Origin of the sequence: Gordonia liuliyuniae (assembly GCF_021739025.1) — a bacterium.
Taxonomy (GTDB): Bacteria; Actinomycetota; Actinomycetes; order Mycobacteriales; family Mycobacteriaceae; genus Gordonia; species Gordonia liuliyuniae.
The window spans coordinates 176,097-202,489 of sequence record NZ_JAKKOT010000001.1; the positions used below are offsets into that span (position 1 = coordinate 176,097).

The window sequence follows — 26,393 nt, forward strand, 5'->3', positions numbered from 1 at the left end:
ACTCGAACTGTTCCCCAGGAGCGGTTCGAGTGCCAAGGTTTTTAGTCGACGGATTCTCGTGACTCGATCGCAGCAGCCAACTCCCGGATGACTGACTCTTCCTCGAACCTGAGTCGCTTCCAGGGAAAGCTCAGCGGCAATAATCCCACGAGTCCGAGCATGTTGGCGGTCCGCAGGTCACGGTCCCACCGGTCGTAGCGGCGGTGGAACATCCACCCGTGAACAGACACAACTATGCCAAGTTCGGGCCAAACGAAGTCCATGCGAACGCCGTTGATCCACTGCTGCTGGACCCATCCGGTGATTCGATGCTTCGTGAGCATGCGGACGAACAAGCGCTCGGCCTCAGACTCCGAATCGTCCTCGGCCGCAGCGACGAGGACGCGTGCCTGCCGCATCCCATGAGCGCCGGAGTTCCGGTCGAGACTGGCCCTCAGCTCGCGGACCCGAATGCGCTCAGTCTGCACCGCGCGGTCGATGATCGTGATCGCTTCGTCGATCGCCAGCACAGATGCGAGTTGTAGGAGTGTCAGCGCCTTGCGGGTCACCGAGACGCCTCGTGTGACCATGACGTCCTCAGCAGGAAGACTCCGCCGCTTGCAGTCCGTCTCCACGGCGCATTGGGCCGCACCGTGCGCCGATCGTGGAACCGACAGCGTAATGACGTCTGGCAGATCCGGAAGGAAGCCAAGGAGCCATGCGGCGGCCGTCCGGTCGGCCACCCCGCCCGTCGCGGCCACGGCGATGCGGATCCTCGCCATATCGGTCATCTGATGCTCGGCCGAGAGGTAGACGCCCCGTGCGTGAGGAATCCACAGGCCTGCAGTCAGTTTGCCGCGCACTTCGCCTGCGCTCATCCGCAGGTCGCAAGCTTGGGCCGCAGTGATCACCCCGTCGTGGGTCGCCAGATGCTCGGCGACCCTCACGCAGACGCGTGCGGCGCCCTCGTTGTTCTCCCCCACATTCGGTTAGACGCACGCGCACACCGTTCGGTTCCGTTCACCGCATCGTTGGCACTCGAACCGTTCGCCAGGAACAGTTCGAGTGCCAACGTGTCAGATCACTCCCGGTACCGCACGATCAGCGGCGCATGGTCGGACAATCGCGCGTCCGACGACGGCTCCTTGTCCACCCACACGGCTTCCGCGCGCCGCGCGAGCGACGGGGTCGCCAGCTGATGGTCCACCCGCCAGCCGACGTCCTTGACGAACGACTGTCCCGCCCAACTCCACCAGGTGAGCGGCCCCGGCTCGTCGCCGTGCAGCGTCCGCACCACGTCGATCAGCCGCCGCGGCGACAGCAGCGACGAGAACCATTCGCGCTCCTCCGGCAGGAACCCCTCCATCTTGCGGGCGGGCCGCCAGTTGGTCACGTCGTGCCGGGTGTGTGCGACGTTGAGGTCGCCCACGAGCAGGAACTCGCGACCGTCCCGCGCGGCTGCGAGCCGGTTGCGGTCGAGTTCCCGGGCGAAACCCGCGAGGAACGCCATCTTCCGCTCGTATTTGGCTCCGCCGTCTGCCTCCGCACGCATGCCGCCGGGCCGCTGCATGTCCGCAGGCAGACCACCCTTCGGCAGGTAGAGGCACGCGACTGTGAGCGGGCGGTCGGACAGATCCACCTCGATGTATCGGCCGTGAGACGCATAGGCGCCCAGGCCCCGAGCCCTCGGCGGCGTCACCGCCCACGAGCGGACCGCTGCAGGGTGATGCCGCGTCAACAGCGCGACGCCGTTCCGGCCGGGGATCGAGCCGACGTCGATCGACGCCGCATAGCCCGGGAACTCGCCGACCTCCGACAACGGACACCTCAACTCTTGGAGCCCGACGACGTCGGGGGACCTGTCGGCGAGCCAGCCGTCGAATCCGCGTCGGCGAGAAGCCCGGATGCCGTTGACGTTGAACGAGGCGACGGTGAACGAGGTGGAAGTCACGCCTGCCAGTGTCCCCGCCGAATTCAATTCGGTTGCATCCGACTGACAGAATGTACCCATGAGTCGCCCCCACGTGTCGCACCAGAACCTCAATCTCCGCACGCTCGAGCAGTCCGAGAAACTGCAGAACGTCTGCTACGAGATCCGCGGTCCGGTACACGCGGAGGCGGCGCGACTCGAGGCTGAGGGCCACCGCATCCTCAAGCTCAACATCGGCAATCCCGCCCTGTTCGGGTTCGAGGCCCCGGACGTCATCCTGCGCGACATGATCCACACGCTGCCGTTCTCGCAGGGTTACTCGGAGTCGGCAGGCGTCCTGTCGGCCCGCCGTGCCGTGGTGACCCGCTACGAGCTGATCCCGGATTTCCCGTACTTCGACGTCGACGACGTACTGCTCGGCAACGGCGTGTCCGAGCTGATCACGATGACGATGCAGGCCCTGCTCAACAATGGCGACGAAGTGCTCATCCCGTCGCCCGACTATCCGCTGTGGACGGCGATGACCTCCCTCTCGGGCGGCACCCCGGTGCACTACGAGTGCGACGAGGGCAACGGCTGGAATCCGAGCATCGAGGACATCGAATCGAAGATCACCGCACGCACCAAGGCGATCGTCGTGATCAACCCGAACAACCCGACGGGCGCCGTCTACTCGCGTGATGTGCTTGAACGTCTCGTCGAGGTGGCCCGCAAGAATTCGCTGCTGATCCTCGCCGACGAGATCTACGACAAGATCCTCTACGACGACGCCGAACACATCAACGTTGCGTCGTTGGCTCCGGACCTGCTGACGTTCACGTTCAACGGGTTGTCGAAGGCGTACCGAGTCTGCGGCTACCGTGCGGGCTGGGTCGTCATGACCGGCCCGAAGGACCACGCGAGGGGCTTTATCGAGGGCATGGGCATCCTGGCGTCGACGCGTCTGTGCGCGAACGTCCCGGCCCAGCATGCGATCCAGGTGGCGCTCGGCGGTTATCAGAGCATCGACGCCCTGGTGAAGCCCGGCGGCCGCCTGTTGGAGCAGCGCAACGTGACATGGGAGAAGCTCAACGACATCCCGGGCGTCAGCTGTGTGAAGCCGATGGGCGCGTTGTACGCGTTCCCGAAGCTCGACCCCGAGGTGCACGAGATCCACGACGACGAGAAGTTCGTCCAGGATCTGCTCCTGCAGGAGAAGATCCTGGTGGTGCAGGGGTCGGGGTTCAACCTCCGCGACACGAACCACTTCCGGATCGTCACGCTGCCGTGGACGCGCGACCTGTCGGAGGCGATCGACCGCATCGGCAACTTCCTGTCGTCGTACCGACAGTGACCTGCACAGAAACCCCAGCTGACGGGGTCTAGCGCGTATCTGTTACCGGTGGTACCGTGTCAATGAACAATGGCACGATCGGAGACGATATGACCGACTGGCACCGTACGGACATCACCGCGGGTGACGTTCGCCTGGCGACCTATCAGTACGGCGACACTGCGCACGGTGACACCGCGGCTGACGTCCGCCCGGCCGTGGTTCTCGTGCACGGCTGGCCCGACACGCACCACCTGTGGGATCGCATCGCTCCCCGACTCGCCGAGCACTACCGTGTCTTCGCCTACGACACTCGCGGATTCGGCGAGAGCGATCGACCGGACGACGTCCCCTCGTACCGTCTCGCAGGGCTCGCGCAAGACCTGTTCGCGGTCATCTCGGCGGTCACCGACGGCGGCAGCGCGCACGTCGTCGCCCACGACTGGGGGTCGGTGCAGACATGGGAGGCCGTCACGACGCCGGGCGCCGAGACATCCATCTCGTCGTTCACGTCGGTCTCGGGGCCGAACCTCGACTTCTTGGGTGAGTGGGCCCGCGCCCAACTCGCGTCGCCGACTCCGCGCAGCATCTCGCGTGCACTCTCGCAGGTCGCGTCGTCGGCGTACACCGGGTTCTTCCAGATCCCCGGGGTCTCGGACGCGTTCTTCCGAACGCTCGGCACCGAGAAACTGTGGACCGAGTTCCTGCACGTCATCGAGGGCACGCCCCGCGAGAACGTCTCGTTCGCGCCGACGCTCCGCGAGGACATGATCTCCGGGCTCAAGCTGTATCGCGCCAACATCCGCGGCAAGCTCGCCCGCCCGGAGCCGCGGCCGACGTCGGTACCCGTTCTCGAAGTCGTGAACGACCGCGACATCGCCCTGCGACCCGCGATCTACGACCGCACCTACACGCACGCGGCGAAACTGTGGCGCAAGTCGTCCACCACCGGACACTGGCTGCCTTACACGAATCCCGACTACCTCGCGACGACGGCGATCGAGTTCATCGACTCCATCGAGAACGGCACCTCACGCGCCCCGAACACGATCGACCGCGCGCGCCTACTGGGAGCGCCACTCGCATTGACAGGCAAGCTGGCGGTCATCACCGGCGCGGGCAGCGGCATCGGCCGCGAGACGGCGTACGCGTTGGCCGCGCTCGGCTGCGAAGTGGTTCTCGCCGACATCGACACGGCGGCGGCCGACGAGACCGCCACCGAGTGCAAGTCCATGGGGGTGCTGACGAACGTCTACGAATTGGACGTCTCCAAGACGGCTGCGGTGAACGAGTTCGCCGAGAACATCCGGGCCCGGCACGGCGTCCCCGACATCGTCGTCAACAACGCGGGCATCGGATTGGGCGGCAGCGCGCTGGACGCGTCCGACGATCAGATCGACCGGCTCATCGACATCAACCTGCGGGGTGTGATCAGCGGCAGTCGCGCGTTCGCCAAGCAGATGGTCGCCCGCGGCGCCGGCGGACACATCGTGAATCTGGCGTCGGCGGCGGCATTCACCCCGTCCCGCGAACTCGGCCTCTACTCGGCCAGCAAGGCGGGCGTGCTGATGTTCTCGGAGAGTCTGCGCGCCGAACTCGCGCCCGATCGGATCGGTGTCAGCGCGATCTGCCCGGGCATCGTCAACACCAACATCACGTCGGCCACCGAGTATGCGGGTGTCGACGATCAGGACGCCATGCGCCGCAAGGTGACCGGGTTCTACGAGAAGCGGAACTACACGCCCGACAAGGTGGCCCGCGAGATCGTCGCAGCCGTGGTCTCCAACAAGGCCGTCGTGCCGGTCACACCGGAAGCCAAGTTCGGGTACCGCGTGTACCGATTCGTCCCGTGGGCGTCGCGCATCGCGGCACGCCAGAAGCTGACCGGATAGGAGCCTTGTAATGACGAGCACGCACGCCGCACGTCCCACCGCCGACACCGATCCCGGCGAGGTGGAGCTGCACGCCCGCAACGTCGAATTCGATCTGTCGAACAGTCCGCTGCACTGGATCCCGACCAGCCCGGTCGCGTCCAATCTGATCACCTCGTTGAACCTGCTCCTTCCCGAGGGCGAGCGTTGGTTCGTGACGACGTTCAACGAAGCGCTGCCGATGGTGAAGGACGCCAAGCTCGCGGAGGACATCCGCGGCTTCGTCGGCCAGGAGGCCATGCACGCGGAAGCCCACGACAAGGCCGTCCACACCTGGCTGGAGGACCGTGGTGTCGACGCCACCGCCTACCTGAAGCAGATGGAGTGGGTGTTCCAGCGGGTCCTCGGGCCGCGGGAGGGACAGACTCCCGCCGCCACACAGAAGCACCTCGTCGAGCGTCTCTGGTTGATCGCCGCGATCGAGCACTACACGGCGCTCCTCGGCGACTTCGCTTTGAACAGTTCGTGGGTGCGGGTCGGCGCCGATCCCGACTTGACGGACTTGTACATGTGGCACGGTGCCGAAGAGGTGGAGCATCGTTCGGTCGCGCACGAGGCCGCCGCCTATTTCGGCGACAGTCCGATCCGACGTGCTCGTGCGATGTCGCTCGCGCTGCCGTTCTTGTTGATCCTGCTTATTCGCAGCTTCCTGTTCGTCAACAGCCAAGACCCGACGTTCACCCGGATGAGCCTGCCGAAACGTTCGGCGACGTACTTGAAGGACTACTTCGTCCAGTCCCGGAAGGGCACGCTCCCGAAGCTCGGTCGTCTGGTCCTGTCGACGGTCACCTACTTCAAGCCCGGCTTCCACCCGTCCCATATCGGCGACACCGCTCAAGCTGTCGCCTACCTGGCATCGTCACCGGGTGCTCGGCGCGCGGGATGACGACGATGACCGGCTCCAAACATCTCCATGAGACGGGTCTGGTGGTCGAGCCGCCACACCTCAAGGGTCGATGGCAGCGCGATCCGCTCATGCGTTTCCTCTCCGGGCTCGGCCGGGTATGGTTCCCGGCCTGGGCCCCGGTCACCCGATTGCGCGCGGTCACCGAGCGAGACGGTGTACAGCAACTCGAGATCGTCGGCCGGGAGGTCGTCGCGCACGATGAGAACGTGATCGCGTTGACGTTCGCCGCGGCCGACCGCGCGGTGCTGCCGGAGTGGCGCGCGGGAGCCCACCTGGATCTGGTGCTGCCATCGGGACGCATGCGCGAGTACTCGTTGTGCGGCGACCCCGGTGACCGCACGACATACCGCATCGCCGTCCGTCGGATCCCCGACGGAGGTGGCGGATCGGTGGAGGTGCACGACGACCTACACGTCGGCGACACCGTCTCGATCATGGGTCCGCGCAACGCTTTCCCGCTCGCCTTGCCGGGGTACGGATCGCCTGTCGGCCGGCTCCGTTTCGTCGCTGCGGGCATCGGCATCACGCCGATCCTGCCGATGGTCGCGATCGCCGACCGGCTCGGACTCGACTGGACGATGATCTACACCGGCCGCACGCTCGACTCGATCCCGTTCCGCGAGGAACTCGCCCGCTACGGCGACCGCGTGCAGATCCGCACCGACGACGAGCACGGCCTTCCGACGATGGACGATCTGATCGGCGAGGTCGGCGACGGCGGCGGCGCGCTGTACTGCTGCGGCCCGACCCCGATGTTGGAGGGGTTGCGCACGCGTCTCGTCGACCGCGGCGACATCGAACTGCACTACGAGCGGTTCTCGCCACCGCCCATCGAGAACGGGACCGAGTTCGCGATCAGGCTCGCGTCGACCGGTGAGACGGAGACGGTGGCCGCTGACGAGTCGGTGTTGACCGCGCTTCGGCGGCTGCGTCCCAGCACGCCGTACTCGTGCCAGCAGGGGTTCTGCGGGACGTGCAAGCTGCGCGTCGCCGACGGCACCGTCGATCACCGTGACGGCAGTCTGATGGACACCGAGCGCGCGTCCGGCTACTTCCTGCCGTGCGTCTCGCGCTGCGATTCGGAGTCGCTGACGATCGACGTGTAGGGCATCTCACCGGAGTCTGCACGCCTCGAGCCTCGGGGTTTGGAAGAATCATGTGAATGACCGAGTATCGGATCGACGATCTTGCGCAAGCTGCCGGCACGACGACGCGGAACGTCCGCGGCTACCAGGACCGTGGACTGATTCCGCGGCCGGAGCGACGCGGGCGGATCGCGATCTACGGTGACGAGCACTTGTCTCGGCTGCATGTCATCAACGACCTGCTGGGCCGCGGTTTCACGATGACGCACATCGCCGAGTTCTTCGAGCGTATGGAGCAGGGCGAGGATCTCGCCGAAGTCCTCGGTCTTCGGGAGCTCGTCACGGCGCCGTGGTCGCGGACGCCGTCAGAGACTGTCTCGGTGGAAGAACTGTACGAGCTGCTCGGGACCGATGACGCGGGACTGCTGGAGCGAATGCGCGCATCGGGACTCATCGAGCCGATCGGCGACGGTGCGCTGCCGGAGCAGTACACGATCACCGACACCGAGAGCATCGACGGCTACGTGCGGCTGATGGCGAACGGCATGCCGTTGTCGTATGTGCTCGACCTGCAGGAGAAGCTCGACGAAGACATGCAGCGCGCTGCCCACACGCTCGTCTCGGCGGGTCGTAGCGCGATCACCGAGGGCAGGTTCGACGGCTGGATTCCCGAGGTCGGCGAAGAGTCGGAGTGGGCGTCTGACTTCCTCAGCGAGCTGCGGCGCACCGGTCGCGTCACCGCCCACAACACCTTGTACCGCGCCCTGGACCGGGAGCTGTCCCGTCAGCTCGACGACTATCTCGCCGTCGCCCGCGACCGCAAGCACCACCGCGACTGACGATCAGCGCTATCCGACGACGATCGGAGGCAGTCCTGGAATCGGGTTCGGGATGGTGCGCTTGCGTGGCTTCGGTTGCGGTTTCGGGCCGGGCTCAGGCTGTTCTTCGGTCGTCTGCTGCGGCTTCTTCGTCGACGTCGACGTTGGCTTCGGCGGCGGCGGAGGTGTCGTGTACTTGAGCATCTTCGCGCGGGCGGACTTCACTTCTTTCGGGTCTGCCGTGTTCGGGATATGTTCGGGCGCAACCGATTCCTCACCTGAGGTGGTCTGCGTTCGGGACACGTCACTCAGCTCGTCCATGCTGGGGCCGGTGTGTTCGTGGATGTTCATGGCGACAGCCGTCCCGACGCCACCGAGCCCGAGGACGACGACGATCGCCGCAGCCGCGGTGATCCGCCAGCGTCGTCGCTGTTCGGCGGCGCGTCGTTGTTCGGCTGCTTCCGCGTCTGCGTCGTACCGGCCGCCGTCCGAGTTCTCGTCGGCCGTCGCGTCAGTGTCGTACTGGACGTTCCCGTATTCGTCGAGCCCATAGTCGGCGGGGTCGATGCCGGATGCGCTGAAGGAGAGCGGTCCGTCACCGGATGGTTCCGCACCCCACGCGAGTGCCGCGGGTGCGACCGCGACGCGGTCGAGGGTGTTGGTCGGATCGTCGTCGCCGCCGAATGTGGTGGGGAACGGATCGCCGGGTGCGAGGGTGGTGAAGCCTCGTTCGGTGAGCGCCTCCCACAGGCCGGGCCACTGGTCGGTTCCGGGCCCGAGAAGGATCGCGTCGACGGGTGCGGTGTCGGCGAGTTCGACGATCATGCCGTGGACGCGATTCACTTCGGGCACAGTCGCTTCGACGATGTCGCCGCGGGTCACGGAGACGAATCGCAGCGATCCGGCGCCCATGAGGAGAATGCTGTCGCGGTCGCCGATCGTGCCGCGGGCTTGCGCGACGAGTTCGGTCAGTTCGTCGAACACCGCGGGATCGGCGGCCTCTGGCACCTTGCCGTTCTCAACAAATTCTGCGGCGATCCGCATGTCGAGGACGCTCGGCACGATCCGGTGTTCGGTCCGTGCCGACACGATGCGCCTACGGCCGTCGACGCGGCCGGTCCAGATACCGGACGGCCCGAACGTGATGGCGAGTACGGCTCCGGTCGGGGCTTCGGGGACGTTGAATCCGGCGAGCCAGGGCGGTGTGTCGTACTGATCGGCCATCGGTCAGCTCGGAAAGTTCAAATACGCTTTGGAGGGGGTCGGACCACGCTGCCCTTGGTACTTGGAGCCGACGGCCGCGCTCCCGTACGGGGACTGGGCCGGACTCGAGAGGCGGAACAGGCAGAGCTGTCCGATCTTCATTCCGGGCCACAACGTGATCGGCAGGTTCGCGACGTTCGACAGTTCCAGCGTGATGTGGCCGGAGAAGCCGGGATCGATGAATCCCGCGGTCGAGTGGGTCAGCAGGCCGAGACGGCCGAGCGACGACTTGCCTTCCAGGCGGCCCGCGAGATCGTCTGGCAGCGAGCACACTTCGAGGGTGGATCCGAGGACGAACTCCCCCGGGTGCAGCACGAACGGTTCCCCTTCGGTGGGCTCGACGAGGGTCGTGAGCTCGTCTTGCCGCTTCGCGGGGTCGATGTGCGTGTACTTCGTGTTGTTGAATACGCGGAAGAGCCCGTCAAGGCGAACGTCGACGCTCGACGGCTGCACGAGGGTCGAGTCGAACGGCTCGATGCCGAGGCGGCCTCCCTCGATCTCGGCACGGATGTCGCGGTCTGATAACAGCACGCAGATGAGGTTACTGCAGATAGGTACAGTTTTCGGCATCGGCGGCACACCGGTGGCAAGCCTCACCCCCGATGGAAACGACGATCCAGGCGCACCGACGGCACGGACCCGACCGACGGTTTGTTATGGTGATGCTCGCGTCGTTCGAGGTGCGCAGTGCCGATGTAGTTTAGTGGTAGAACATCAGCTTCCCAAGCTGAGAGTGCGGGTTCGATTCCCGTCATCGGCTCCACGACATGCAGGTCAGACGCTTAAATGTGCGATAATCGGCTCATGTCAACATTCCGTGTCAACACCGACACCCCGATACCCCAGGTCGTACGGGGTGCAATGACCCGCACAAAGTCAACAACTAATGGCCTCCATCAGATCGCGCACCAAGAGCGACGGCACCGCATCCCACATGGTGCTGTGGCGGCACAACGGTAAGCAACGCTCTGCGACATTCATCGACATCAAGCCGGCCGAACGGTTCCGCGCCAACGTCGACAAGCTCGGCCCGACCGAAGCACTGTCGATCCTCGGCGTCACCGATAGCGGCGAGCTCACGCTGCACGAGTGGCTGACCGAGCACATCGACAGTCTGCCCGGCATCATCGAAGGCACCCGCCGCTCCTACCGGCGGTACCGGGACGCCGACCTCGCGACACTCGGACGTCTCCCTCTGTCGGCGATCACCGCGGCCACAGTATCCCGGTGGTTGATCGAGCTGGAGTCGGCAGACCCGAGACCGTCGGGGAAGACGATCCAGAACAAGCACGCTTTCCTGTCTGGGGCGTTGAAGGCTGCTGCGGTGGCGGGGAAGATCGAACGGAATCCGTGCGACGGTCAGCGGATCTCGAGGACCGAGAAACGCGAGATGGTGTTCCTGTCGCGCCCGGAGTTCGATCTGATTCACGGGGCGATGACGCGCGAGCCGTGGGCGGACCTCGCGTTGTGGCTGGTGTCGACGGGGATGCGGTTCGGTGAGGCGACCGCGCTCGCCCCGTCTGCGATCGATCTGGATACGGGGACGTGCCGGGTGTCGCATGCGTGGAAGCAGGGGAAGTCTGGCCGGGAGTTGGGGCCGCCGAAGTCGCGGCGGTCGGTGCGGACGATCAACTTGCCTCCGCAAGCGGTGGAGGTCGCACGCCGCAGGATCGGCGATGGCGGCGACTTCGTGTTCGTGAACTCGGCTGGCTCGGCGGTGAAGCAGCAGAACTTCTTCAATGATGGGTGGGGGCCGGCGCGGAAGGTGTTGGCCGCGAAGGCTCCGAGGATTCATGATCTGCGGCATACGTGTGCGTCGTGGATGATCGGTGCGAATGTGCAGATTGCGGTGGTGTCGCGGCATCTGGGGCATGAGGACATTACGACGACGGTGAATACGTATTCGCATGTGGATCGTGAGTCTGGTGCGGCTGCGGCTGCGGCGATTGGGAGGATGCTCGGCTGATGTTCCCCCGTTCGGGTGAATCACGTCTAGTCACTAGACACTAGTGTCTACGGCCTCTGGGGTGTCATGGTTGGCGTAGACAGCAGAACCCCAACACGGAAGGATCCTGCTGGATATGACCACCTCACCGCCGCGAAGGCCTCGACGTTCCTTCACCGATGAGTTCAAAGCAGATGCTGTCGCCATGGTTCTCGAGCTCGGCCGCTCCCGCGCCGACGTTGCCCGCGATCTCGATCTGAGCGAGTCGAGCCTGGGGCGGTGGGTCGCCAAGTCAGCCGGCACCGCAGGCACGGGCACCGGCTCACACCGCCGCACCCCCGACCCGGACAGCGACGACGTGTTCGAGATGCGCAAGGAGATCGCCCGCTTGCGTGACGAGAACACCTTCCTGAAGAAAGCCGCGGCCTTCTTCGCGAAGGAACAGCCGTGACCAGCAAATACAAGCTGATCCACGCCGAAGAAGGCCACCACGAGATCACCGTCATGTGCCGACTGCTCGCCGTGGAACGCACCGGCTACCACGCCTGGCGGGCCAACCTCGACACGCCGCCGGAGACTACCTCGAGAGTTGCGCGACGCAGCATCCTCGCGGAACCGATCACCGCACTGTGGGAGCGGTCCCGTCGCGTCTACGGGGTCCGCCGCATCCACGCCGACCTGGCGGCAGAGGGCACACACGTGTCGCTGTGGCTGGTCGCGAAGATCATGCATGATCTCGGGATCGAGGGAATCGCGCCGCGGTCGGTTATCGGCACCACGATCCCCGCACCTGACGCCGACGAGCGCCGTGACCTGCTCCGCCGCCAGTTCACCCCGCCGGTGCCGACCACGCATCTCGTCGGTGACATCACATACTTGCGGACCGGCGAGGGCTGGTTGTATCTGGCGACGGTAATCGACCTGACCACCCGGATGGTCGTGGGCTGGCAGACTGCGCCGCACATGCGGACTGCGCTGATCACCGACGCGTTGGCGATGGCTCACCGCGACGGGTTCGTCGCCGGTGGGGCAGTATTCCACTCCGACCGCGGAGCGCAATACACCTCCGCCGAGTTCGCCACTGCCGCAAGACGACTCGACGTTCGGCTATCGGTTGGCCGGACCGGGGTGTGCTGGGATAACGCGGTCGCGAGTCGTTCTTCTCGATGCTCAAGAACGAGATGTTCCACCGGTCGCGGTTCGCCACCCGGGCACGTGCCCGCCTGGCGGTCGCGGACTACATTGAGGTGTTCTACAACCGGCGTCGCCGGCACTCGACCCTCGGCTACCGGCCGCCCACACAACTGATGTCTGAGTTCCTCACCCGCACCGATCACGCGGCGGACCTGGCCGCATAGAAATCAAGCGTTCTGCCGTCTACGAAACTTGACACAGCCCACTCCAGCACCGGCCCGACGATGCACGTCATCATCACGCACGTCGACCTCGGCACCGGTGGCGCATGGAAAACCAACCTCGACATCGGAGAGGTCCGGATCGCCGACGACGGCTTCCAGTCCTACGCAGCCCGAGAGATCATCGCCAAGTCGGAGGGTGACATCGACGAGTACCCGCGGATCATCCACTCGACCATCGACGAGGTGGCGCAATCGCTCGTTGACTTCCATGTCGAGAATGCGTCACGCCTCAACAGCGGCCGTCCCGAGGTCATCACCCGCGAGTGCGTCGAGGTGCAGGCGTGACCCGCCGCGACTGGCTCGAGGGCGTCGAGCTCGTGGGCGACCTCAGTCGGGCGGCGCGCGACGTACAGGCTGCCGAGTCGGCCCTCGCTGACGCGCAGGCTCGTCGTCGCGCTGCCGTCGTTCGCGCTGTCGAAGCGGGGATGCCCGCTACGAAGATCGCGGAGGTCGCCAGCATCAATCGGTCGGCGGTCTACCAAATGCGAGACGCCGCAGGCTAGCCGCTATGGTGAGTGCTCCCCACTCCGGTGGGGATGATCCGTGGATACTCGTGATAAGCGACCACCGGTCGATGTGCTCCCTACTCGGGGTGGGGATATGACGAAAGCGTCCCGCCCCTCAGTCGTGAGGCACTTCGGCGCCACGGCGGTGGATGACGGGCATGAGGATGTCGTCGCCGAGTGACGCGACCTCCCAGTGCTTCCCGTCGTGGAAGCGGCCCGACAGTTCGACGTCAATCATGCGCTCGACGGTACGACACCACGATCACGACGTTACCAAACTCATGATATTCGCCACAATCGGTAACGTTCGGGAATTTGCCATCTTCCCGTCGGCACGTCTATGACGTGGGAGTTCCCCTGCCCGACAGGCACACTCTGCCTACCCGGTATAGCACCGATACATTTGCTGCACTATTGCCGACATCGCGTGGTGGTGCTAGGAATCCTGTAGGCCCTTTGGGGGGACTGAGAAGTTCAGGAACGTCGGGGGACCTTTCGCAATTCTGTCGAGAGCTGGCCCGCGACACACGGGACGTGCATCCAGCACGCAGGGAGGGAATCAACTCAGCATGAAGAACCACACGCGGCTCACCGTCGCCAGCCTCGCGGCCCTGGCCGTACTGCCGGTCAGTATCGGTCTCACAGGACAGGCCGACGCCACGCCAAAGCGCTTGTCTAGCAAACACGACAAGCTCACCACCGACGACGGCTGGAAGATCCGCCTCGACGCCTCCGAGTTGGTCGTCAATCCGATGCACAACCTCGCAAACGCACCCACCTCACGCGAAGGATGGATCTCATCCAAAGTCGCAGGCGCAATCACCGGCACCGGAAACACCCCCGTTCAGTCGGCAATCCTTGAACACTTCCTCGTGATCGGCTGCCAAGTCGACGTCTCCGACGGCACCACCCTCGGCCTGTCCGGGTCTATCGGGCCAAACGTAGGCGTCACGATCAGCGGCGTCCCCAGCGCCAACATCGGGGGATCAGCGTCGGTCAGTCCGCAAATCTCGGCGAACATCAAGCCCGGCAAGATCAGCGAAATATCGCTCGGTAAGAAGCAGTTGCAGAGCGATCACGCTTCCATCCGCGTCAAGAAGGCCCGCGTCAGCGTCGACGGCTGCTGGGGCAAAGTCTCCACCCGCATCATCGGACGACTCTCCGTGTCGACCCCGACAGCAGACGACACTATCAACGTCTTCTCCGCCCGAACCTGGCTCTGAGACGAGATCAAACGATGACAACCACTCAACACCGGCGACGACGAGTCAGCCGCACGGTGTGGGCCGCGATCGCAGTAGTCCTCACCGCAGTGCTATGCGGAACGCTCGCACTCACCGCATCACCTGCCGGAGCCGAGACACCCGCTGAACGGTGTGCTCGAGAGACCAAGGCCTACAACAACACCTGGGCACAAGGCTGGGCACAATCCAACAACCGCCCAGCATCACAAGCACCGCCACCGCCAGTCCCATACGTCTGCCAGAACCCTGACACGACGACACCCACCCCACAGCCCACCGTCACGGCACCATCGGTCGAGAGCGCCCCCAATGGCGGAGGAGCCGGTGCCAGCCCCAACGTCCACGCGCCAACCGACATACCTTCACCGACATCCACTGCAGAGTCCCGTCCACATCAGACGAACGCTCGCGAGCAAGTGGCCACGCCTACGCACCCGGCACCGCCGCAACACCGTCGTGACACCCGTACGAAGCGAAGCGGAATAGAGAAGCTGGACCGGCAGTTCGGGCGAAAGGACGCGGCGGAGGACACCAGCCCGTTCTCCTATATGAACACGAAGTCCCCGTCCACACGATGTCCGTTCGCCAACACGCCGCTAGAGCCAGCCCCGAACGTCAGTACGGCACGCCAAGAAGCTGTTGCGTACGCCGAGCGCTATGCAGCATCGCCCAATAGCGCCTACGATTTCTTCGATCGAGGAGACTGTACAAACTTCGTTTCACAGGTGATGCGAGCTGGCGGATTCTCCAACATCGGCCCTGGTATCGATGATCCACGGGGCGGAGACTCGGACGACTGGTACCAGGGCGACTACGCAGGCCCAGGCAAGGACTACTCAACAACCTGGACCCTCGCCCGCGAGAATCACAACTTCATGACTCAACACTCTGAGCGGGGACGTATCGTGGGAATCCAAAAGTTGAACACCGCAGCTCCGGCAACATATGATCCGCTTGCACCTTCGAAAGCTGGGCTTCTGCCTGGGGATCTTATTTACTACAAAAAGAGGGATGGGTCCATCAATCATATCGCCGTCTACGTTGGCCAGGTGAAGGATTCGCGCGGCAACCTCGTCGATGTCGTCGACCAGCATTCTGTTGACTCTGGGTGCGAGAAGCATGCCCCGTGGACACCAAACCCGGCGGGTGACTACGTCGGAGGGCCGTCGCAAGCCGAGTTCGTAAGTGTGTCCTACTAGATGCCCGAAGGTAAATCAATGCGCAATAGGAAATCTATTCTCACCGTCATCGGCGTAATCGCCCTGATCGCCGCCATGGCCGTCGGCGCATGGGCCTGGTTCGCAACAGACTCCGACGACTATGAAGGGAATCTACGTTCGGCCCCAGAATCCTCCGACGTCGAGTTCACCGCTGGGAAGGTCATTCGCTACCTGAACGAAGGAACCGAAGAGCTCGACGAACGCATCGCTCGGGATTCTTCTCAGTACACCCAAGCAACCTTGCAGTTCAAGAAGGCTCAGCCACCAACCGGTTGCCATTACGGGGACATCATCAAGTCTGAGCATCTAAGGACAGAGGAATCGAGCCTTGGTGAAGTCGCGATCGAGCGAGTAGAAGCAGAGGTCCTCTGCGATGAAAGAATGTCAGGAACAGTAGCCATTGAGTACGGAGTTGTTCCGGAGTGGAGCAGCTGGTCTATGGTTACCGAAATCTACTCATCATCTCACAGCAATTGAGATTGGGCAGGACAGCGCACTAACCAGGGCGATGCCTGCCGTGAATCCGGAAGAAGATCATGCAAGGTGAGGTCCGAGGCCGACATGCCGGTGTTGCCAAAACATCTGCGGTGATCTCGGCAATATTGGTGGTCGGCCTGTCAATCTCCAGCTGTTTCGTGTCTAATAGGACTTCGTCTACTTCCTCGGCGGCAATTCCAGCGACCGATACCACCTCGGTAATCATTCTCGAGCGGAAGGGCCGCGTTGAATGTGAAAGGCAGTTTTCGTCAGGCACACGATGTTCCGGCCTCGTCGCAGTTCATTAACTGGGATTCGGGCGCGCGCCTGCGTCCCAGTGAACGAGGCGAACCGCGGTGGGAGGTGTCCGCCGAAGTGGTCGATGCCGGAAGAATTCGATCGAGCGTTGCATGCATCCTGACAGATATCGGCGGTGAGGTTGCGGTCGAATTGAAGCAGTAGAAGAGGACTTGGCGCGATTGCATCGGTCGAGCTTCTGCTGTCGCCATCTCCTGGAGACAACGAAAGCGCCTCACCCCCTTGTGATGGGTGGGGCGCTTGGTCGTGCGTGGTCGGCTACTGCGGAACTACCTCAATGTACGCGCCGACGTTGATCGTCAGCGTCGCGAAGGAGTCGGCCGTCGCCTCGATCCATACCTCGTCACCGTTCGACAGGGTTCGCGGGATAGACCAAGGTGGTGCGTTGAACGCGCTGCCGTAGGCGTCGTAGGTCGCGATCGTCGTACCGTCCAGCACGAGATAGGCGTGGACGTTGTTGCCGCCGCCGCCGGGGCCGACAGCTCGTGCGGTGATCGTGCTGGGCCCGTCGCCTTGAACGACGAGTTTGTCCCCGACGATGACCGCCGGATTCGCCGCGTCCGAGGACCTTCCTGTAACGATGCGTCTCGTTGTGTTCGCCGAGAACGTTCCGGACTTGTTCATCCGTTGCCGCGCGAATCCGTCGTTTGTGATCTCCGGCGCGTGCCCGACTGCTGTCGAGACCGCTACTGGCACGATGACCATGGACGAGGCGTGACGATCCGGGGTGTGCGCAGTCGACGTGTGAGTATTCGTAGTCGTGGGAGCCACCCGATCGTGCCTTCGGGGGCCACCGATCGTGCCGGCGGGGGCCAGTAGCCGTCGCCGTGGGGGCCACGGGCTCCCGCCGGCTCCGGGTCACTGAGTCATGGCGGCGTGTTCGCGCATGTTCTTCGTGCCGGTGTCGATCCAGATGGCGTTGTGGACGATCCGGTCCATGATCGCATCGGCGCGGACTCCCGAGCCGAGCCGGGGATGCCAGTCCTTCTTCGCGTACTGGGTGCAGAACACCGTCGAGCCGGTGTCGTGACGGCGTTCGAGCAGTTCCAGAAGCATCGAGCGCATGTCGTCATCGGGATGGTCCAGGAGCCATTCATCGATCACCAGTCGCGAGAACGCGGCGTACTTCCGCAGGAACTTCGCGTGGCCTTGGGGTTTGTCCTTAGCTAGCGCCCAGGCTTCCGCGAGGTCGGGCATGCGAATGTAGTGCGCACGGATCCTGTGCAGGCAGGCCTGCTTCGCCAGCGCGCAGCCGAGGAACGACTTTCCTGAGCCGGCGAAGCCCTGGAAGACGACGTTCTGCTGGCGCTGGATGACCGAGCAGGTCGCGAGCTGCGTTATCGTGTGACGGTCCAGGCCCCGTTCCTCGACGAGGTCCAGGCGGCGCAGGTCCGCGTTCGGGTAACGCAGTCCGGCGCGGCGGATTAGACCCTCGACCTTTGGAACCTATCCCCCCAGGACATATGGTATAACTCGGACAACTATTGGGGTTCGATTCCCGTCATCGGCTCCACTTGATTGTCGCTGGTACAAGGCGGACCGTGCTTCGAGGCTGAAGTCCGCTCATTCGCGACGTCGATCCTCCCGTATTCCTTCTTCACCGCGTCAGCCACCACCTAGACTCAGTCCATCATCGGCACGCGCCGCGCACTCGGCGGCGAGGCTTCTGTGTGCCGTCTGGTGTCGGACGCGCTGGAGAGGAGAACACGGGTGACCGGCAAGAGTGTCCACACGGCCATCGGATCCACGGCTCGTCCAGCCGCTTGGCTCGCCGAGAACTTCCGCATCAAACCGGCTGCAATCCCGGTGGGCCACTCGATTCGCTCCGGGCTGTCCGTGGGCCTGCCGTTCGTCATCGGCGCGCTCACCGACCACGTCCTCACCGGCATGTGGATCGCGCTGGCGACCCTGCTGTTGGCGGCCGGTGAGCGCGAAGGCACCTACCGGCTGAACTTCTGGATCATCGCCGTGTCCGCTCCGATCGGCGCCAGCGGCTATCTTCTCGGCTTCGTCGCCGACGTGCCGTTGGCGGCGCTCATCGCACTGATGGCGGCACTGGCCTTCCTGGCCGGGCTCATCGCCGGCTTCGGTCCCGCCTTCTCGGTGGCGGGCATGCAGTTCCTGCTCGTCTCAGCGATCGCGATCGGTGTGCCCGACATCGACTGGTGGACCCCGTTGTGGCTCTACTTCGTCGGCGCCGCCGTCTACGCCGCGCTCCTCGCGGTGGAGATGCTGATCGATCCGCGCCGCCCGCAGCGGCTAGTGCTCCTCGCGCTCCTGCAGTCTCTCGAAGAACTGGCGCAGGCGCGCGCAGCAGACCTGGCCGACGGCGGCGACCGAACCACGCAGGCCAGGTCCGCGGCCACCACCGCATATCAGAATGCGGCGGGGCGGGTAACCGAACTACCGGTGTGGCGGATGGGGTCGGCGGGCGACTGGAACCTGGATGGGCGGGTCGTCAACGCCGCCGAACGTGTGCCGGCTTTCCTTCTGGCGGCCGACGATCCCGGCGTCGTCCTGCGGGCGCAGCAGCAGCTGTCGGCGTTGGCCGGATCGGTGCGCACCGGAACACCTGCGTCGAACGAACCTGATCGCACCGACCCACTCGACGGCGTTCTCGCCGACCTGCGCACCGCACTGGCCGACAGCGGCGGACGCGGCAGCACGACCGAGCCCCTGGTGAACCCGGCCATCGGAGCCGAGGTCGTCCGGGCCGCGTGCCGACTCGGGCTCTGCTACGCGATCGCCGTGGGCGCCAAAGAGTACTTCCCGTACAGCCACTGGTTCTGGGTGCCGCTGACCGTCTGCCTGGTGATGAAGCCCGACTTCGGCTCCGTCTTCTCCCGGGCAGTGCTGCGCGTGGTCGGGACGACGGTCGGCGTTGCCCTGGCCACCCTGATCATCGCCCTGGTCCCGAAAGGCGCGGCCATCGGCATCGCGATCGGTCTGCTCTCGGCCTGCGTTCCGTGGTTCATGATGCGGTCGTACGCGCTGCAAGCAGTGGCCATCGCGCCAGTCGTGATCCTGCTCGTCGACGAGATCTCGCCGGGCGGAGACACTGCGAACTATTCATGGCAGCGGATCGCCGCGACAGCCATCGGCGGCGCCGTGGTGATCGTCTTCGGCTACCTGATCTGGCCGCACTCGCGCCGGGCCTGGGTGGCGCAGACCTTCGGTGAGGCGACGACGGCGATCGCCGACCAGCTGCGGCTGGCTTCCAGCGCGATCCCCGACGACCCGGCTGCTGCGCAACGTCGCCACGACGACCTGGTGGCTGCTCGCCGGCGGGCCTACCGCGCATTGTCGGACATGCAGGTCCGGATGTCCCGGGCACAGTCCGAGCCGCCGCCTGCGTCGACGGTGGCCCTGGCCTGGCTGCCGGTGGCCGCAGCCGCCGACCGGCTGGCAGACACGGTGTCGGCGTACGCGGTGGCCCGCCGGTCCGGAGCAACAGCGCCCGACTCCGAGCCGGGCGCAGAGCTTGCCGGCCAGATCGAGGCTCTCGGACGCGGCGAGCCGCCGACCCCCGTTCGCGTCGTAACCGCTCCGTTGGACCCGATCGCCGACCAGACTCGACGTCTTCGCTCGCTCCTGCAAACGACGGAGAGCGCAGCGCGACGAGCGTGACGCCGGGTGGCCTGCGGTCAGCCCTTCCGCGTCAGCACCACACTGACCTTGTTCCCGACGTTGCGGACCAGCAAGGTCTGCGCATTCGGCGGGGAGATCACATCTCCCCCGGTCACCCGCACGGTGTATCCCTTGCGGTAGTGGCGGGCCACCGGCACGAAGATCTCCGTCGGTGCGCTCACCCCGGCCCGAGCCGTCCACGCCAGTTCCATCCGACCGGTCTTCTGGTCGTACCGGTAGCGGGTCGGCACACCGGCGATCGTCTGCGGGGCAGCGCGGGCGATCACGTGGGCCATCGCTTGGCGAATGGTGCTGTTGTCGTTCGGATCATCAAACAGGTCACCGTCGCCGATGCCACCGGGATAGTCGATCCAGTCCTTGTATCCCCAGAGCATCCAACCGGTCAGGTGCTGGTCGGCGATCTCCATGATGCGGTTGAGTTCCACCAGGTCCTGCGTGTCGCCGAACTCCGTCTGGATGACCGGTGCGTTCATGCGCTTCGCGGTGGCGATCGCGTTCGTGTAGACCAGGTCGTCGAGCACAGGGCAGGCCGGATAGCCGAGTGACTCGGATTCACGGTCGGCCTCCTTCGTCACCAGCGACGTGCCGCAATAGTCGTGGAAGCTGAACACCACCGGGCGGAGTGAGGCGGGCGCTGACTGCAGATGTGACGGGGCACCGGTATCGGCGAGCAGGTGCGGCTCGTAGAAGAGCGGGGTCGTCTTGTCGACGGCTCGCACGGCGCGGCCCAGCTTGTTCTGCAGCGGCTGGAGCTTCTTCTGATCGAACTCCGGGCAGCCGACGAAGCACCCCGGGTAGGACGTGCCCGGCCACGGCTCGTTGATCAAGTCGTAGCCGAGCATCCGGTCATGGTCGGCTCCGCGCTCACGAACGGTGGCGGCCACCGTCTTCCACGTCGCAGCTAGCGCGTCCTGGATGCCGCTCCGGTTGGCGTAGAAGTTGTCCCAGGCCCGTTCGAGCGCCGGGTTGATGAACGCCGACGCACCCTTAATCACTTCATCCGGGTTCGCCTGACCGTCGGTGAAGGTCGCCCAGTCCGGGAAGCCCGCCCCGTGCACTTCTTCGTTGTAGTTGTCCTGGTGGTTCTCCAGTAGCACCCATAGACCGTTGCGGGTGAGCACGTCCACCTCGCGGACGATCTCGTCCAGGTAGCGTTGATCGATCGTGCCGCGTGTGGGTTCCATGCCCTTCCAGAACCAGGCGAGCCGCACCGAGTTGATGCCGAGCGACTTGATCAGCCGGGCGTCGGCGTCGGTCACGGTGCCTGCGAGTGCATGGTAGGGCGGCTTCTTGTTGGCGATCTGGATGCCGTGCACGTAGACGGTGCGGCCGTGATCGTCGACCAACCAACGGCCGTCGGTGCCGATCGCTCGGTCCGGCGACCAGGACCGCTGCGGCTGGGCGTTCACAGTCGGTTGGGCGTTCACGGTCGGTTGGGGCGCGAGCACGACAGCGGCGGCCAGCAGCACTGCGCAGAGAACTGAGATGGGCGAACGTGCTCGGGTAATCATGGTGTCCTCCGGAGGGCCGGAAATGTAGCCCGAGTCACAGATGTGCGTTTCAGGAGTATTCAATCATGCGACACGCCGTCGTTGTGCACGAGGACGGCCCGAGACTCCGCCTCCAACTCGGCCTCGACCTGGGCGCCTCGGCGCGGCTCACGCAGCGCCCAACCGCCGACCACCGCCGACACCAGCGAGACGCCGACGGCGACCCACGTGGCCTGCGCGAGACCGTCGATGAATACGGATGCGACGACGTCGTGGATCGCGGCGCCGGTGCCGCCGGGCGCACGAGCCGACGCTTCGACACCTGCCATCACCGACCGCTCGGCGATCTCCTTCACAGGGGCGGGTACACCGATCGACGTGAGACGGTCGGCGACATCCGAGGCGTACACCGAGGTCAGGACGGATCCGAGGACGGCCACGCCGAGCGTGCCACCGATCTCGCGAGTGGTGTCGTTGACCGCAGACCCGGCTCCGGCCTGCTCGGGTGTGAGCGCGTCCATGATCACCTGGGTGCACGGGCCGGAGATGAGCGCGAGCCCCGCGGCCATCAGCATCATCGACCAGATGATCAGCCCGAAGTACGTCGACTGCTGATCGACGAGTTGCACCAGCCCGAAGCCCGACGCCATGAGGAGCGCGCCGGTCACTGCGACGGGCCGCGGACCGAATCGGTGCGACGCGGCCATCGCTCCGGGCGACAACGCCGCGACGACGATCGCGAACGGAAGGGTCCGGATGCCCGCTTGCAGCGGCGTGTACCCCTGGACCGCCTGGAAGTACTGGGTGATCAGGAAGATGAAGCCGAACAGCGCGAAGAAGGCGACTGCCACCATGCCCGCGGCCGCCGCGAATCGACGGTTGGCAAAGAGGCGGACATCGAAGATCGGGTGCGCGACGCGACGCTGATGCACGACGAAGCCGACGAGGACCCCGACAGCGACGAGCAGACCACCGACGGTCCGGACCGAACCCCAGCCCGCAGACGGCCCCTCGATGACGGAGTATGTGAGCAGACCGAGCCCGACGATCGACAGAACCACGCCGACGGCGTCGATGCGCGGGAGTGGTGTCCCGTCGCCGACCCCTCGGGCCGGGATGACGACGGCCACCGCGGCGAACGCCGCGACGCCGAACGGCACGTTGACCCAGAAGACCGACGCCCACGAGAAGTGTTCGAGCAGCCATCCGCCGAGCACCGGACCGATGGCTATCGCGATGCCCGACGTGGCCGCCCACACGCCGACTGCTGCGGCGCGCTGCTTCGGATCGGTGAAGATGCCGACGATCAGCGCGAGAGTCGCCGGGAACACCAGTGCGGCGAACAGTCCGAGACCGGCGCGGGCGGCGATCAGCTCACCAAGCGTTCCGGCGAGCGCGGCACCGACCGAGACGACGACGAAGCCGACCACACCGGTCAGCAGCATCCGCCGGTGCCCGAAGCGGTCGCCGAGATAGCCGCCAGTGAGCAGCAGTCCGGCGAACACCAGAGTGTAAGCGTCGACGATCCACTGCAGTCCCGAGACCCCCGCGTTCAGATCGCTGCTCATCGTCGGCAGCGCGACGTTGACGATCGTGTTGTCGACCATCACGAGCAACTCTGCGAAGCACAGCGCGGCGAGGGCAAGCCATTTGGTCCTCATCAGATCCTCCATCAATAGAACGATGTGCCACACTAGTAGAACGCCGTACTACATCAGAGTCAAGGCATTTACAGAACAATGTTCTAGTACGGTGGGGGCATGGCCCCCGTCGACTCCACCCCTTGCCGCCGCACACCGGCATCACAAGTGCGCTCGTCCCTGGTCACGGCCGGTCGTAAGATTCTCGAGACGAAGGGGCCGTCCGGACTCACCGTCCGCGCCGTCGCATCGGCCGCAGGCGTCGCCCCCATGGGCGTCTACAACCATTTCGACGGCAAGGACGGTCTGCTCGATGCCGTGGTCACCGACGGATTCGCCGAGTTCGGGCGCGCCATCGCCGCCGCCGACAGCGACCCGACCGAACGTCTGCTCGCCTCGGGTCGGGCCTACCGAGCCTTCGCCCTGGCCAACCCGACGTTGTACTCACTGATGTTCGGCGGCATGTGCCGCCCAGACGACGCGACCGCGAGCGGTGCGTTCCTCGCACTCATCGAAGTCGTGCAGTACGGCCAGGTCGGCGGCATCATCCGCGACGACGACCCCGCAGCCCTGGCGATGCAGATCTGGTCGTGCGTCCACGGCGCGACCAGCCTCGAGCTGTCGTCACCCATGCCGCCCGGCGCGGACATGGACGCGAACTACGAGAGCGTGATCGCTCTCATCGCGCGGGGCGTCGCACCCGCCGAAGGTACGTAGTGCCGTTTCAGGACGGTGTGCGCGGGCCGCGTCCGGACCAGTGCCACGCGTACGCAGGGTCATCGCACGCCCTGCCGCCTTCGCCGACCTCGAGCGGATTGAAGGTGTCGACCATGAAAGCCATCTCGTTGCTCTGCGTCATCGTCGGCGAGTCGAGATAGGCCTGTCGCCCAGGTCCGTGCGTGTACGCGGCCGGATGCAGCGACACCGATGCGTTGCCGATCCCCGATCCCTTCCGGGCCGCGGTCTCGCCCGCGTGATAGAACATCACCTCGTCTGAGTCGACGTTCGAGTGGTAGTACGGCACTTTGATCGCCTGCGGATGGAACTCGAGCGGGCGCGGAACGAAGTTGCAGATCACGAAGTTGCGTCCTTCGAGGATCTGATACGTCGGCGGCGGTTGGACGATCTCGCCGACCACCGGCGAGAAGTCCCGATAATTGAACGCGTACGGATACAGGCAGCCGTCCCAGCCGACGACGTCGAACGGGTGGTGGTCGTACGTGACGATCGACCCGGCCAGTCCCGAACGGCTCCGATGGCGGACATAGACCTCGGTGTCCGCGGACGCTTCGGGACCGGTCACCTCGGCGCTGCCCGACGCGACGCGCAGGTCCCGCTCACAGAGCGGCGCGCCCTCCAGAAACTGTCCGAACTCGCTGAGGTAGCGCTTCGGGAAGCGGATGTGTCCGGAGCCGTCGACACAGTACGCCTTGAGCGGCCCCGAACTCTCGACATCGACGGGGACCCAGCGGTGGATGGTGACGCGCGGGATCACGACGTTGTCGCCTGCCGACACCTCGATGCTGCCGAACACGCTCTCCAGCACGCCACGACCGCTCTCGATGTAGACGACTTCGTCGCCGACCCCGTTGCTGTACAGCGGACTCGGCGAGTCGGCGACGACGTAGCTGATCCGGACGTCGTCGTTCGCCAGGATCAAGCGTCGGTGGCACACCACATCACGCCCGGTCACGGTGTCCGAGAAGAGCTCCGGCAGCCGGAAGTGCCGCGGCCCCAGCGGCGTGTTCGGCTCGGTCGACACGTCGCCGAGCGACCAGTCACGCGAGTCGACGAGGTTGGCGGGCACGCCGCGGTGATACAGCAGCGACCCGGTCGACGAGAATCCCTCTTCGCCGATGAACTCCTCGAAATAGGGGGCGCCGTCGGATGCTTCGAAGGTGATGTGGCGTTTGCGTGGGATCTCTCCCACTGCGCGGTAGTAGACCATCTTCAGCGATCCTTCTCTCGTCGTGAGGTGCCCTCTGGCGATGCGGCGGTCAGCGGGCGAGGTCGTGTTCGCGCAGCCAGTCGACGACGGTGTCGGCGACGAATGCGATCTTCTCCGGCTGCCCGGACAGGTAGTGCAGTCCGTCGGTCACCGGGACCAGCCGTTTGTCGTCGTGCGACACCGCGTCGAACATCTGCGTGGCGTAGCTCGGGAAGCAGACCTGGTCGGCGGTGCCGTACATGACGAGCGCAGGCACGCTGATCCGCGACATGTGGAGCGCGCCGTCGCAATTGGACTCGTCGACGCTCCACTGCGAGAGCCACGACCGCAGGCTGCTGTAGTGCGCGAGCGACGCGGGCATCATGTTGGCGACCGCCGTCGGACCCCACATGGTGCCCGGTTCGCGGTCGGACGGGTCGATGGCGGTGTCGACGAATCTGGGGTCGGCCGTGGTGCCGTGCACGACGAACGGCAGATCCTGCAGTTCGCCGTCCGCGGCGGCGAGGCGGTCGAGCTGCTCGCGGACCCACGCCGTGATCCGCCGGTTTCGCGCGATCTGTGCTGCCCGATACCGTTCGATGAACTCGGGTGAGAACGGCGGGCGGATCCTTCCGCTGACGATGTCGAGCTCTTCGTCTCGCGTCCACGGGTCGGCTTCGTCGACGACAGCGGGGTCGATCCAGTCGGTGAGCACCTGTGCCCGACCCGGGTGTGCCATCAACTGCAGCAGCGCGTCGGCGGGCGGCAGGTCGGCGCAAGTCAGGTCCGGCGGGTCGCCGGCCGGGGTGGACGTGATCGTCGGCGACTCGGCCTGCGACTGGTAGAGCGCGGCCAGCCCGCCGCCGCCCGAGTTGCCGATGAGGACGACCTTCTCGTACCCGCGCTCCCGCAGGAATCGGATGGCCGCGCCGACGTCGAGGACACAGTTCTCCATGGTCAGCGAACTGTCGTTGCCGATGTAGCGGGTCGCGAGGCCGGCGGCGTCGATCCCCCGCTCGGCCAACGGCGCGAGGAGGTAGTGCCCCATGAAGTTCGACGTCGGGTGCACGAGCAGTGCCGCGGTCTTCGACGGCGTCGCCTCCGCCGAATGCAACGACCCCCAGATCTTCCCGGCCATTCGGGACACCCCTGAGTAGACGTCGATATGGTCGCTGGCCTGCATCGGAATGCCGAGCAGTTCTGTCACGGTGGTGTCCTTCTCTCGTCCGCGCCCGCCATCAACGCACCGAAAATGAACCAATCTAGGTCAAATAACGAACCTGATGACCGTATCCCTGGTCACATATGACCGTCAACGAGTTCGTCGAACCCGCC

23 protein-coding genes, 1 tRNA gene and 2 pseudogenes are annotated in these 26,393 nt (G+C 65.3%); 15 read left to right on the forward strand and 11 right to left on the reverse strand.

Translation table 11 applies throughout. The annotated features are described in order from the left end of the window. Nucleotides 1-41 precede the first annotated feature (41 nt). Both L5G28_RS00830 and L5G28_RS00835 read right to left on the reverse strand, forming a co-directional pair. Nucleotides 42-962, reverse strand: coding sequence for a type IV toxin-antitoxin system AbiEi family antitoxin (locus L5G28_RS00830; protein WP_236999910.1), 921 nt, complete (start codon nucleotides 960-962; stop codon nucleotides 42-44). Nucleotides 963-1,060: 98 nt separating this feature from the next. Then, nucleotides 1,061-1,930, reverse strand: coding sequence for an exodeoxyribonuclease III (locus L5G28_RS00835; RefSeq protein ID WP_236999911.1), 870 nt, complete (start codon nucleotides 1,928-1,930; stop codon nucleotides 1,061-1,063). A gap of 58 nt (nucleotides 1,931-1,988) precedes the next feature. Here L5G28_RS00835 and L5G28_RS00840 point away from each other — a divergent pair, with 58 nt between their 5' ends. The 5 genes from L5G28_RS00840 (at nucleotide 1,989) to L5G28_RS00860 (ending at nucleotide 7,983) form a co-directional block, all read left to right on the forward strand. Further along, complete coding sequence (locus tag L5G28_RS00840; protein ID WP_236999912.1) at nucleotides 1,989-3,242, forward strand: pyridoxal phosphate-dependent aminotransferase; 1,254 nt, start codon at nucleotides 1,989-1,991, stop codon at nucleotides 3,240-3,242. 89 nt (nucleotides 3,243-3,331) lie between these two features. Next, entirely contained in the window at nucleotides 3,332-5,113 is a 1,782-nt protein-coding gene (locus tag L5G28_RS00845; protein ID WP_236999913.1) for an SDR family oxidoreductase, read from the forward strand. 10 nt (nucleotides 5,114-5,123) lie between these two features. Further along, entirely contained in the window at nucleotides 5,124-6,038 is a 915-nt protein-coding gene (locus tag L5G28_RS00850; protein ID WP_236999914.1) for a metal-dependent hydrolase, read from the forward strand. A gap of 5 nt (nucleotides 6,039-6,043) precedes the next feature. Further along, nucleotides 6,044-7,165 (forward strand): PDR/VanB family oxidoreductase, encoded by a 1,122-nt coding sequence (locus L5G28_RS00855; protein ID WP_236999915.1) that lies wholly within the window; start codon nucleotides 6,044-6,046, stop codon nucleotides 7,163-7,165. Nucleotides 7,166-7,221: 56 nt separating this feature from the next. After that, entirely contained in the window at nucleotides 7,222-7,983 is a 762-nt protein-coding gene (locus L5G28_RS00860) for a MerR family transcriptional regulator (protein ID WP_236999916.1), read from the forward strand. A gap of 9 nt (nucleotides 7,984-7,992) precedes the next feature. Here the strand turns inward: L5G28_RS00860 and L5G28_RS00865 are convergent, their stop codons facing one another. Together L5G28_RS00865 and dcd are read right to left on the reverse strand one after the other, a co-directional pair. Continuing rightward, on the reverse strand, nucleotides 7,993-9,186 hold the full coding sequence (locus tag L5G28_RS00865) for a hypothetical protein (RefSeq protein ID WP_236999917.1): 1,194 nt from the start codon (nucleotides 9,184-9,186) through the stop codon (nucleotides 7,993-7,995). Nucleotides 9,187-9,189: 3 nt separating this feature from the next. Then, complete coding sequence (dcd, locus tag L5G28_RS00870; protein WP_236999918.1) at nucleotides 9,190-9,756, reverse strand: dCTP deaminase; 567 nt, start codon at nucleotides 9,754-9,756, stop codon at nucleotides 9,190-9,192. Between the two features lie 158 nt (nucleotides 9,757-9,914). Between dcd and L5G28_RS00875 the strand changes: the two genes are divergently transcribed. From L5G28_RS00875 to L5G28_RS00895, 5 genes and pseudogenes are all read left to right on the forward strand, one after another. Next, a tRNA-Gly gene (locus tag L5G28_RS00875) sits at nucleotides 9,915-9,988 on the forward strand. Nucleotides 9,989-10,111: 123 nt separating this feature from the next. Further along, nucleotides 10,112-11,191 carry a tyrosine-type recombinase/integrase gene (locus L5G28_RS00880; protein WP_236999919.1) on the forward strand — a complete coding sequence of 360 codons (1,080 nt, stop codon included), beginning with the start codon at nucleotides 10,112-10,114 and terminating at the stop codon, nucleotides 11,189-11,191. A 115-nt stretch (nucleotides 11,192-11,306) separates the two neighbouring features. Further along, nucleotides 11,307-12,528 (forward strand): annotated as a pseudogene (locus L5G28_RS00885) (IS3 family transposase). Between the two features lie 60 nt (nucleotides 12,529-12,588). Further along, complete coding sequence (locus tag L5G28_RS00890) at nucleotides 12,589-12,873, forward strand: hypothetical protein (protein WP_236999920.1); 285 nt, start codon at nucleotides 12,589-12,591, stop codon at nucleotides 12,871-12,873. Then, nucleotides 12,870-13,091 carry a helix-turn-helix domain-containing protein gene (locus L5G28_RS00895; protein WP_236999921.1) on the forward strand — a complete coding sequence of 74 codons (222 nt, stop codon included), beginning with the start codon at nucleotides 12,870-12,872 and terminating at the stop codon, nucleotides 13,089-13,091. The genes L5G28_RS00890 and L5G28_RS00895 overlap by 4 nt, the downstream gene beginning before the upstream one ends. A 118-nt stretch (nucleotides 13,092-13,209) precedes the next feature. Here the strand turns inward: L5G28_RS00895 and L5G28_RS19250 are convergent, their stop codons facing one another. Further along, nucleotides 13,210-13,332, reverse strand: a complete 123-nt coding sequence (locus tag L5G28_RS19250; protein WP_265743577.1) for a hypothetical protein — start codon at nucleotides 13,330-13,332, stop codon at nucleotides 13,210-13,212. A 331-nt stretch (nucleotides 13,333-13,663) separates the two neighbouring features. Here L5G28_RS19250 and L5G28_RS00900 point away from each other — a divergent pair, with 331 nt between their 5' ends. The 3 genes from L5G28_RS00900 to L5G28_RS00905 all read left to right on the forward strand — a co-directional run bounded on the left by L5G28_RS00900 (nucleotide 13,664) and on the right by L5G28_RS00905 (nucleotide 16,035). Further along, complete coding sequence (locus L5G28_RS00900; RefSeq protein ID WP_236999922.1) at nucleotides 13,664-14,317, forward strand: MspA family porin; 654 nt, start codon at nucleotides 13,664-13,666, stop codon at nucleotides 14,315-14,317. 569 nt (nucleotides 14,318-14,886) lie between these two features. Next, the gene (locus L5G28_RS19475; protein ID WP_372477135.1) at nucleotides 14,887-15,537 is read left to right on the forward strand and encodes an amidase domain-containing protein; all 651 of its coding nucleotides are present in this window, start codon (nucleotides 14,887-14,889) and stop codon (nucleotides 15,535-15,537) included. Continuing rightward, on the forward strand, nucleotides 15,538-16,035 hold the full coding sequence (locus L5G28_RS00905; RefSeq protein WP_236999923.1) for a hypothetical protein: 498 nt from the start codon (nucleotides 15,538-15,540) through the stop codon (nucleotides 16,033-16,035). A gap of 576 nt (nucleotides 16,036-16,611) precedes the next feature. Here the strand turns inward: L5G28_RS00905 and L5G28_RS00910 are convergent. Together L5G28_RS00910 and L5G28_RS00915 are read right to left on the reverse strand one after the other, a co-directional pair. Further along, a complete protein-coding gene (locus tag L5G28_RS00910) occupies nucleotides 16,612-17,058 on the reverse strand; it encodes a hypothetical protein (protein ID WP_236999924.1) in 447 nt (148 codons plus the stop codon). Nucleotides 17,059-17,211: 153 nt separating this feature from the next. Next, nucleotides 17,212-17,793: pseudogene (locus tag L5G28_RS00915) on the reverse strand (ATP-binding protein); the annotation flags it as partial. Between the two features lie 270 nt (nucleotides 17,794-18,063). Between L5G28_RS00915 and L5G28_RS00920 the strand changes: the two are divergent. After that, complete coding sequence (locus tag L5G28_RS00920) at nucleotides 18,064-19,980, forward strand: FUSC family protein (RefSeq protein WP_236999925.1); 1,917 nt, start codon at nucleotides 18,064-18,066, stop codon at nucleotides 19,978-19,980. A 17-nt stretch (nucleotides 19,981-19,997) separates the two neighbouring features. On the opposite strand, the gene L5G28_RS00925 is transcribed toward L5G28_RS00920, so the two are convergent. Together L5G28_RS00925 and L5G28_RS00930 are read right to left on the reverse strand one after the other, a co-directional pair. After that, nucleotides 19,998-21,512, reverse strand: coding sequence for a cellulase family glycosylhydrolase (locus L5G28_RS00925; protein ID WP_236999926.1), 1,515 nt, complete (start codon nucleotides 21,510-21,512; stop codon nucleotides 19,998-20,000). A 59-nt stretch (nucleotides 21,513-21,571) separates the two neighbouring features. Continuing rightward, on the reverse strand, nucleotides 21,572-23,152 hold the full coding sequence (locus tag L5G28_RS00930) for a DHA2 family efflux MFS transporter permease subunit (RefSeq protein ID WP_236999927.1): 1,581 nt from the start codon (nucleotides 23,150-23,152) through the stop codon (nucleotides 21,572-21,574). A gap of 99 nt (nucleotides 23,153-23,251) precedes the next feature. Here L5G28_RS00930 and L5G28_RS00935 point away from each other — a divergent pair, with 99 nt between their 5' ends. Beyond that, nucleotides 23,252-23,848: a TetR/AcrR family transcriptional regulator gene (locus tag L5G28_RS00935; protein ID WP_236999928.1), complete on the forward strand. Its 597-nt coding sequence runs from the start codon at nucleotides 23,252-23,254 to the stop codon at nucleotides 23,846-23,848. A 7-nt stretch (nucleotides 23,849-23,855) separates the two neighbouring features. Here the strand turns inward: L5G28_RS00935 and L5G28_RS00940 are convergent, their stop codons facing one another. Both L5G28_RS00940 and L5G28_RS00945 read right to left on the reverse strand, forming a co-directional pair. Then, nucleotides 23,856-25,079, reverse strand: coding sequence for a homogentisate 1,2-dioxygenase (locus tag L5G28_RS00940; protein WP_236999929.1), 1,224 nt, complete (start codon nucleotides 25,077-25,079; stop codon nucleotides 23,856-23,858). Nucleotides 25,080-25,128: 49 nt separating this feature from the next. Beyond that, entirely contained in the window at nucleotides 25,129-26,265 is a 1,137-nt protein-coding gene (locus L5G28_RS00945) for an alpha/beta fold hydrolase domain-containing protein (protein ID WP_236999930.1), read from the reverse strand. Nucleotides 26,266-26,393: the final 128 nt, after the last annotated feature.

Bases quoted from the DNA above. Each gene is read 5' to 3' on its own strand.
- L5G28_RS00930 (WP_236999927.1), bottom strand. From the start codon at position 23,152: ATGAGGACCAAATGGCTTGCCCTCGCCGCGCTGTGCTTCGCAGAGTTG.
- L5G28_RS00855 (WP_236999915.1), top strand. From the start codon at position 6,044: ATGACCGGCTCCAAACATCTCCATGAGACGGGTCTGGTGGTCGAGCCG.
- L5G28_RS00925 (WP_236999926.1), bottom strand. From the start codon at position 21,512: ATGATTACCCGAGCACGTTCGCCCATCTCAGTTCTCTGCGCAGTGCTG.
- L5G28_RS00880 (WP_236999919.1), top strand. From the start codon at position 10,112: ATGGCCTCCATCAGATCGCGCACCAAGAGCGACGGCACCGCATCCCAC.
- L5G28_RS00940 (WP_236999929.1), bottom strand. From the start codon at position 25,079: ATGGTCTACTACCGCGCAGTGGGAGAGATCCCACGCAAACGCCACATC.
- L5G28_RS19250 (WP_265743577.1), bottom strand. From the start codon at position 13,332: ATGATTGACGTCGAACTGTCGGGCCGCTTCCACGACGGGAAGCACTGG.
- L5G28_RS00850 (WP_236999914.1), top strand. From the start codon at position 5,124: ATGACGAGCACGCACGCCGCACGTCCCACCGCCGACACCGATCCCGGC.
- L5G28_RS19475 (WP_372477135.1), top strand. From the start codon at position 14,887: ATGAACACGAAGTCCCCGTCCACACGATGTCCGTTCGCCAACACGCCG.
- L5G28_RS00840 (WP_236999912.1), top strand. From the start codon at position 1,989: ATGAGTCGCCCCCACGTGTCGCACCAGAACCTCAATCTCCGCACGCTC.
- L5G28_RS00845 (WP_236999913.1), top strand. From the start codon at position 3,332: ATGACCGACTGGCACCGTACGGACATCACCGCGGGTGACGTTCGCCTG.
- L5G28_RS00900 (WP_236999922.1), top strand. From the start codon at position 13,664: ATGAAGAACCACACGCGGCTCACCGTCGCCAGCCTCGCGGCCCTGGCC.
- L5G28_RS00935 (WP_236999928.1), top strand. From the start codon at position 23,252: ATGGCCCCCGTCGACTCCACCCCTTGCCGCCGCACACCGGCATCACAA.
- L5G28_RS00890 (WP_236999920.1), top strand. From the start codon at position 12,589: ATGCACGTCATCATCACGCACGTCGACCTCGGCACCGGTGGCGCATGG.
- L5G28_RS00860 (WP_236999916.1), top strand. From the start codon at position 7,222: ATGACCGAGTATCGGATCGACGATCTTGCGCAAGCTGCCGGCACGACG.
- L5G28_RS00865 (WP_236999917.1), bottom strand. From the start codon at position 9,186: ATGGCCGATCAGTACGACACACCGCCCTGGCTCGCCGGATTCAACGTC.
- L5G28_RS00910 (WP_236999924.1), bottom strand. From the start codon at position 17,058: ATGGTCATCGTGCCAGTAGCGGTCTCGACAGCAGTCGGGCACGCGCCG.
- L5G28_RS00905 (WP_236999923.1), top strand. From the start codon at position 15,538: ATGCCCGAAGGTAAATCAATGCGCAATAGGAAATCTATTCTCACCGTC.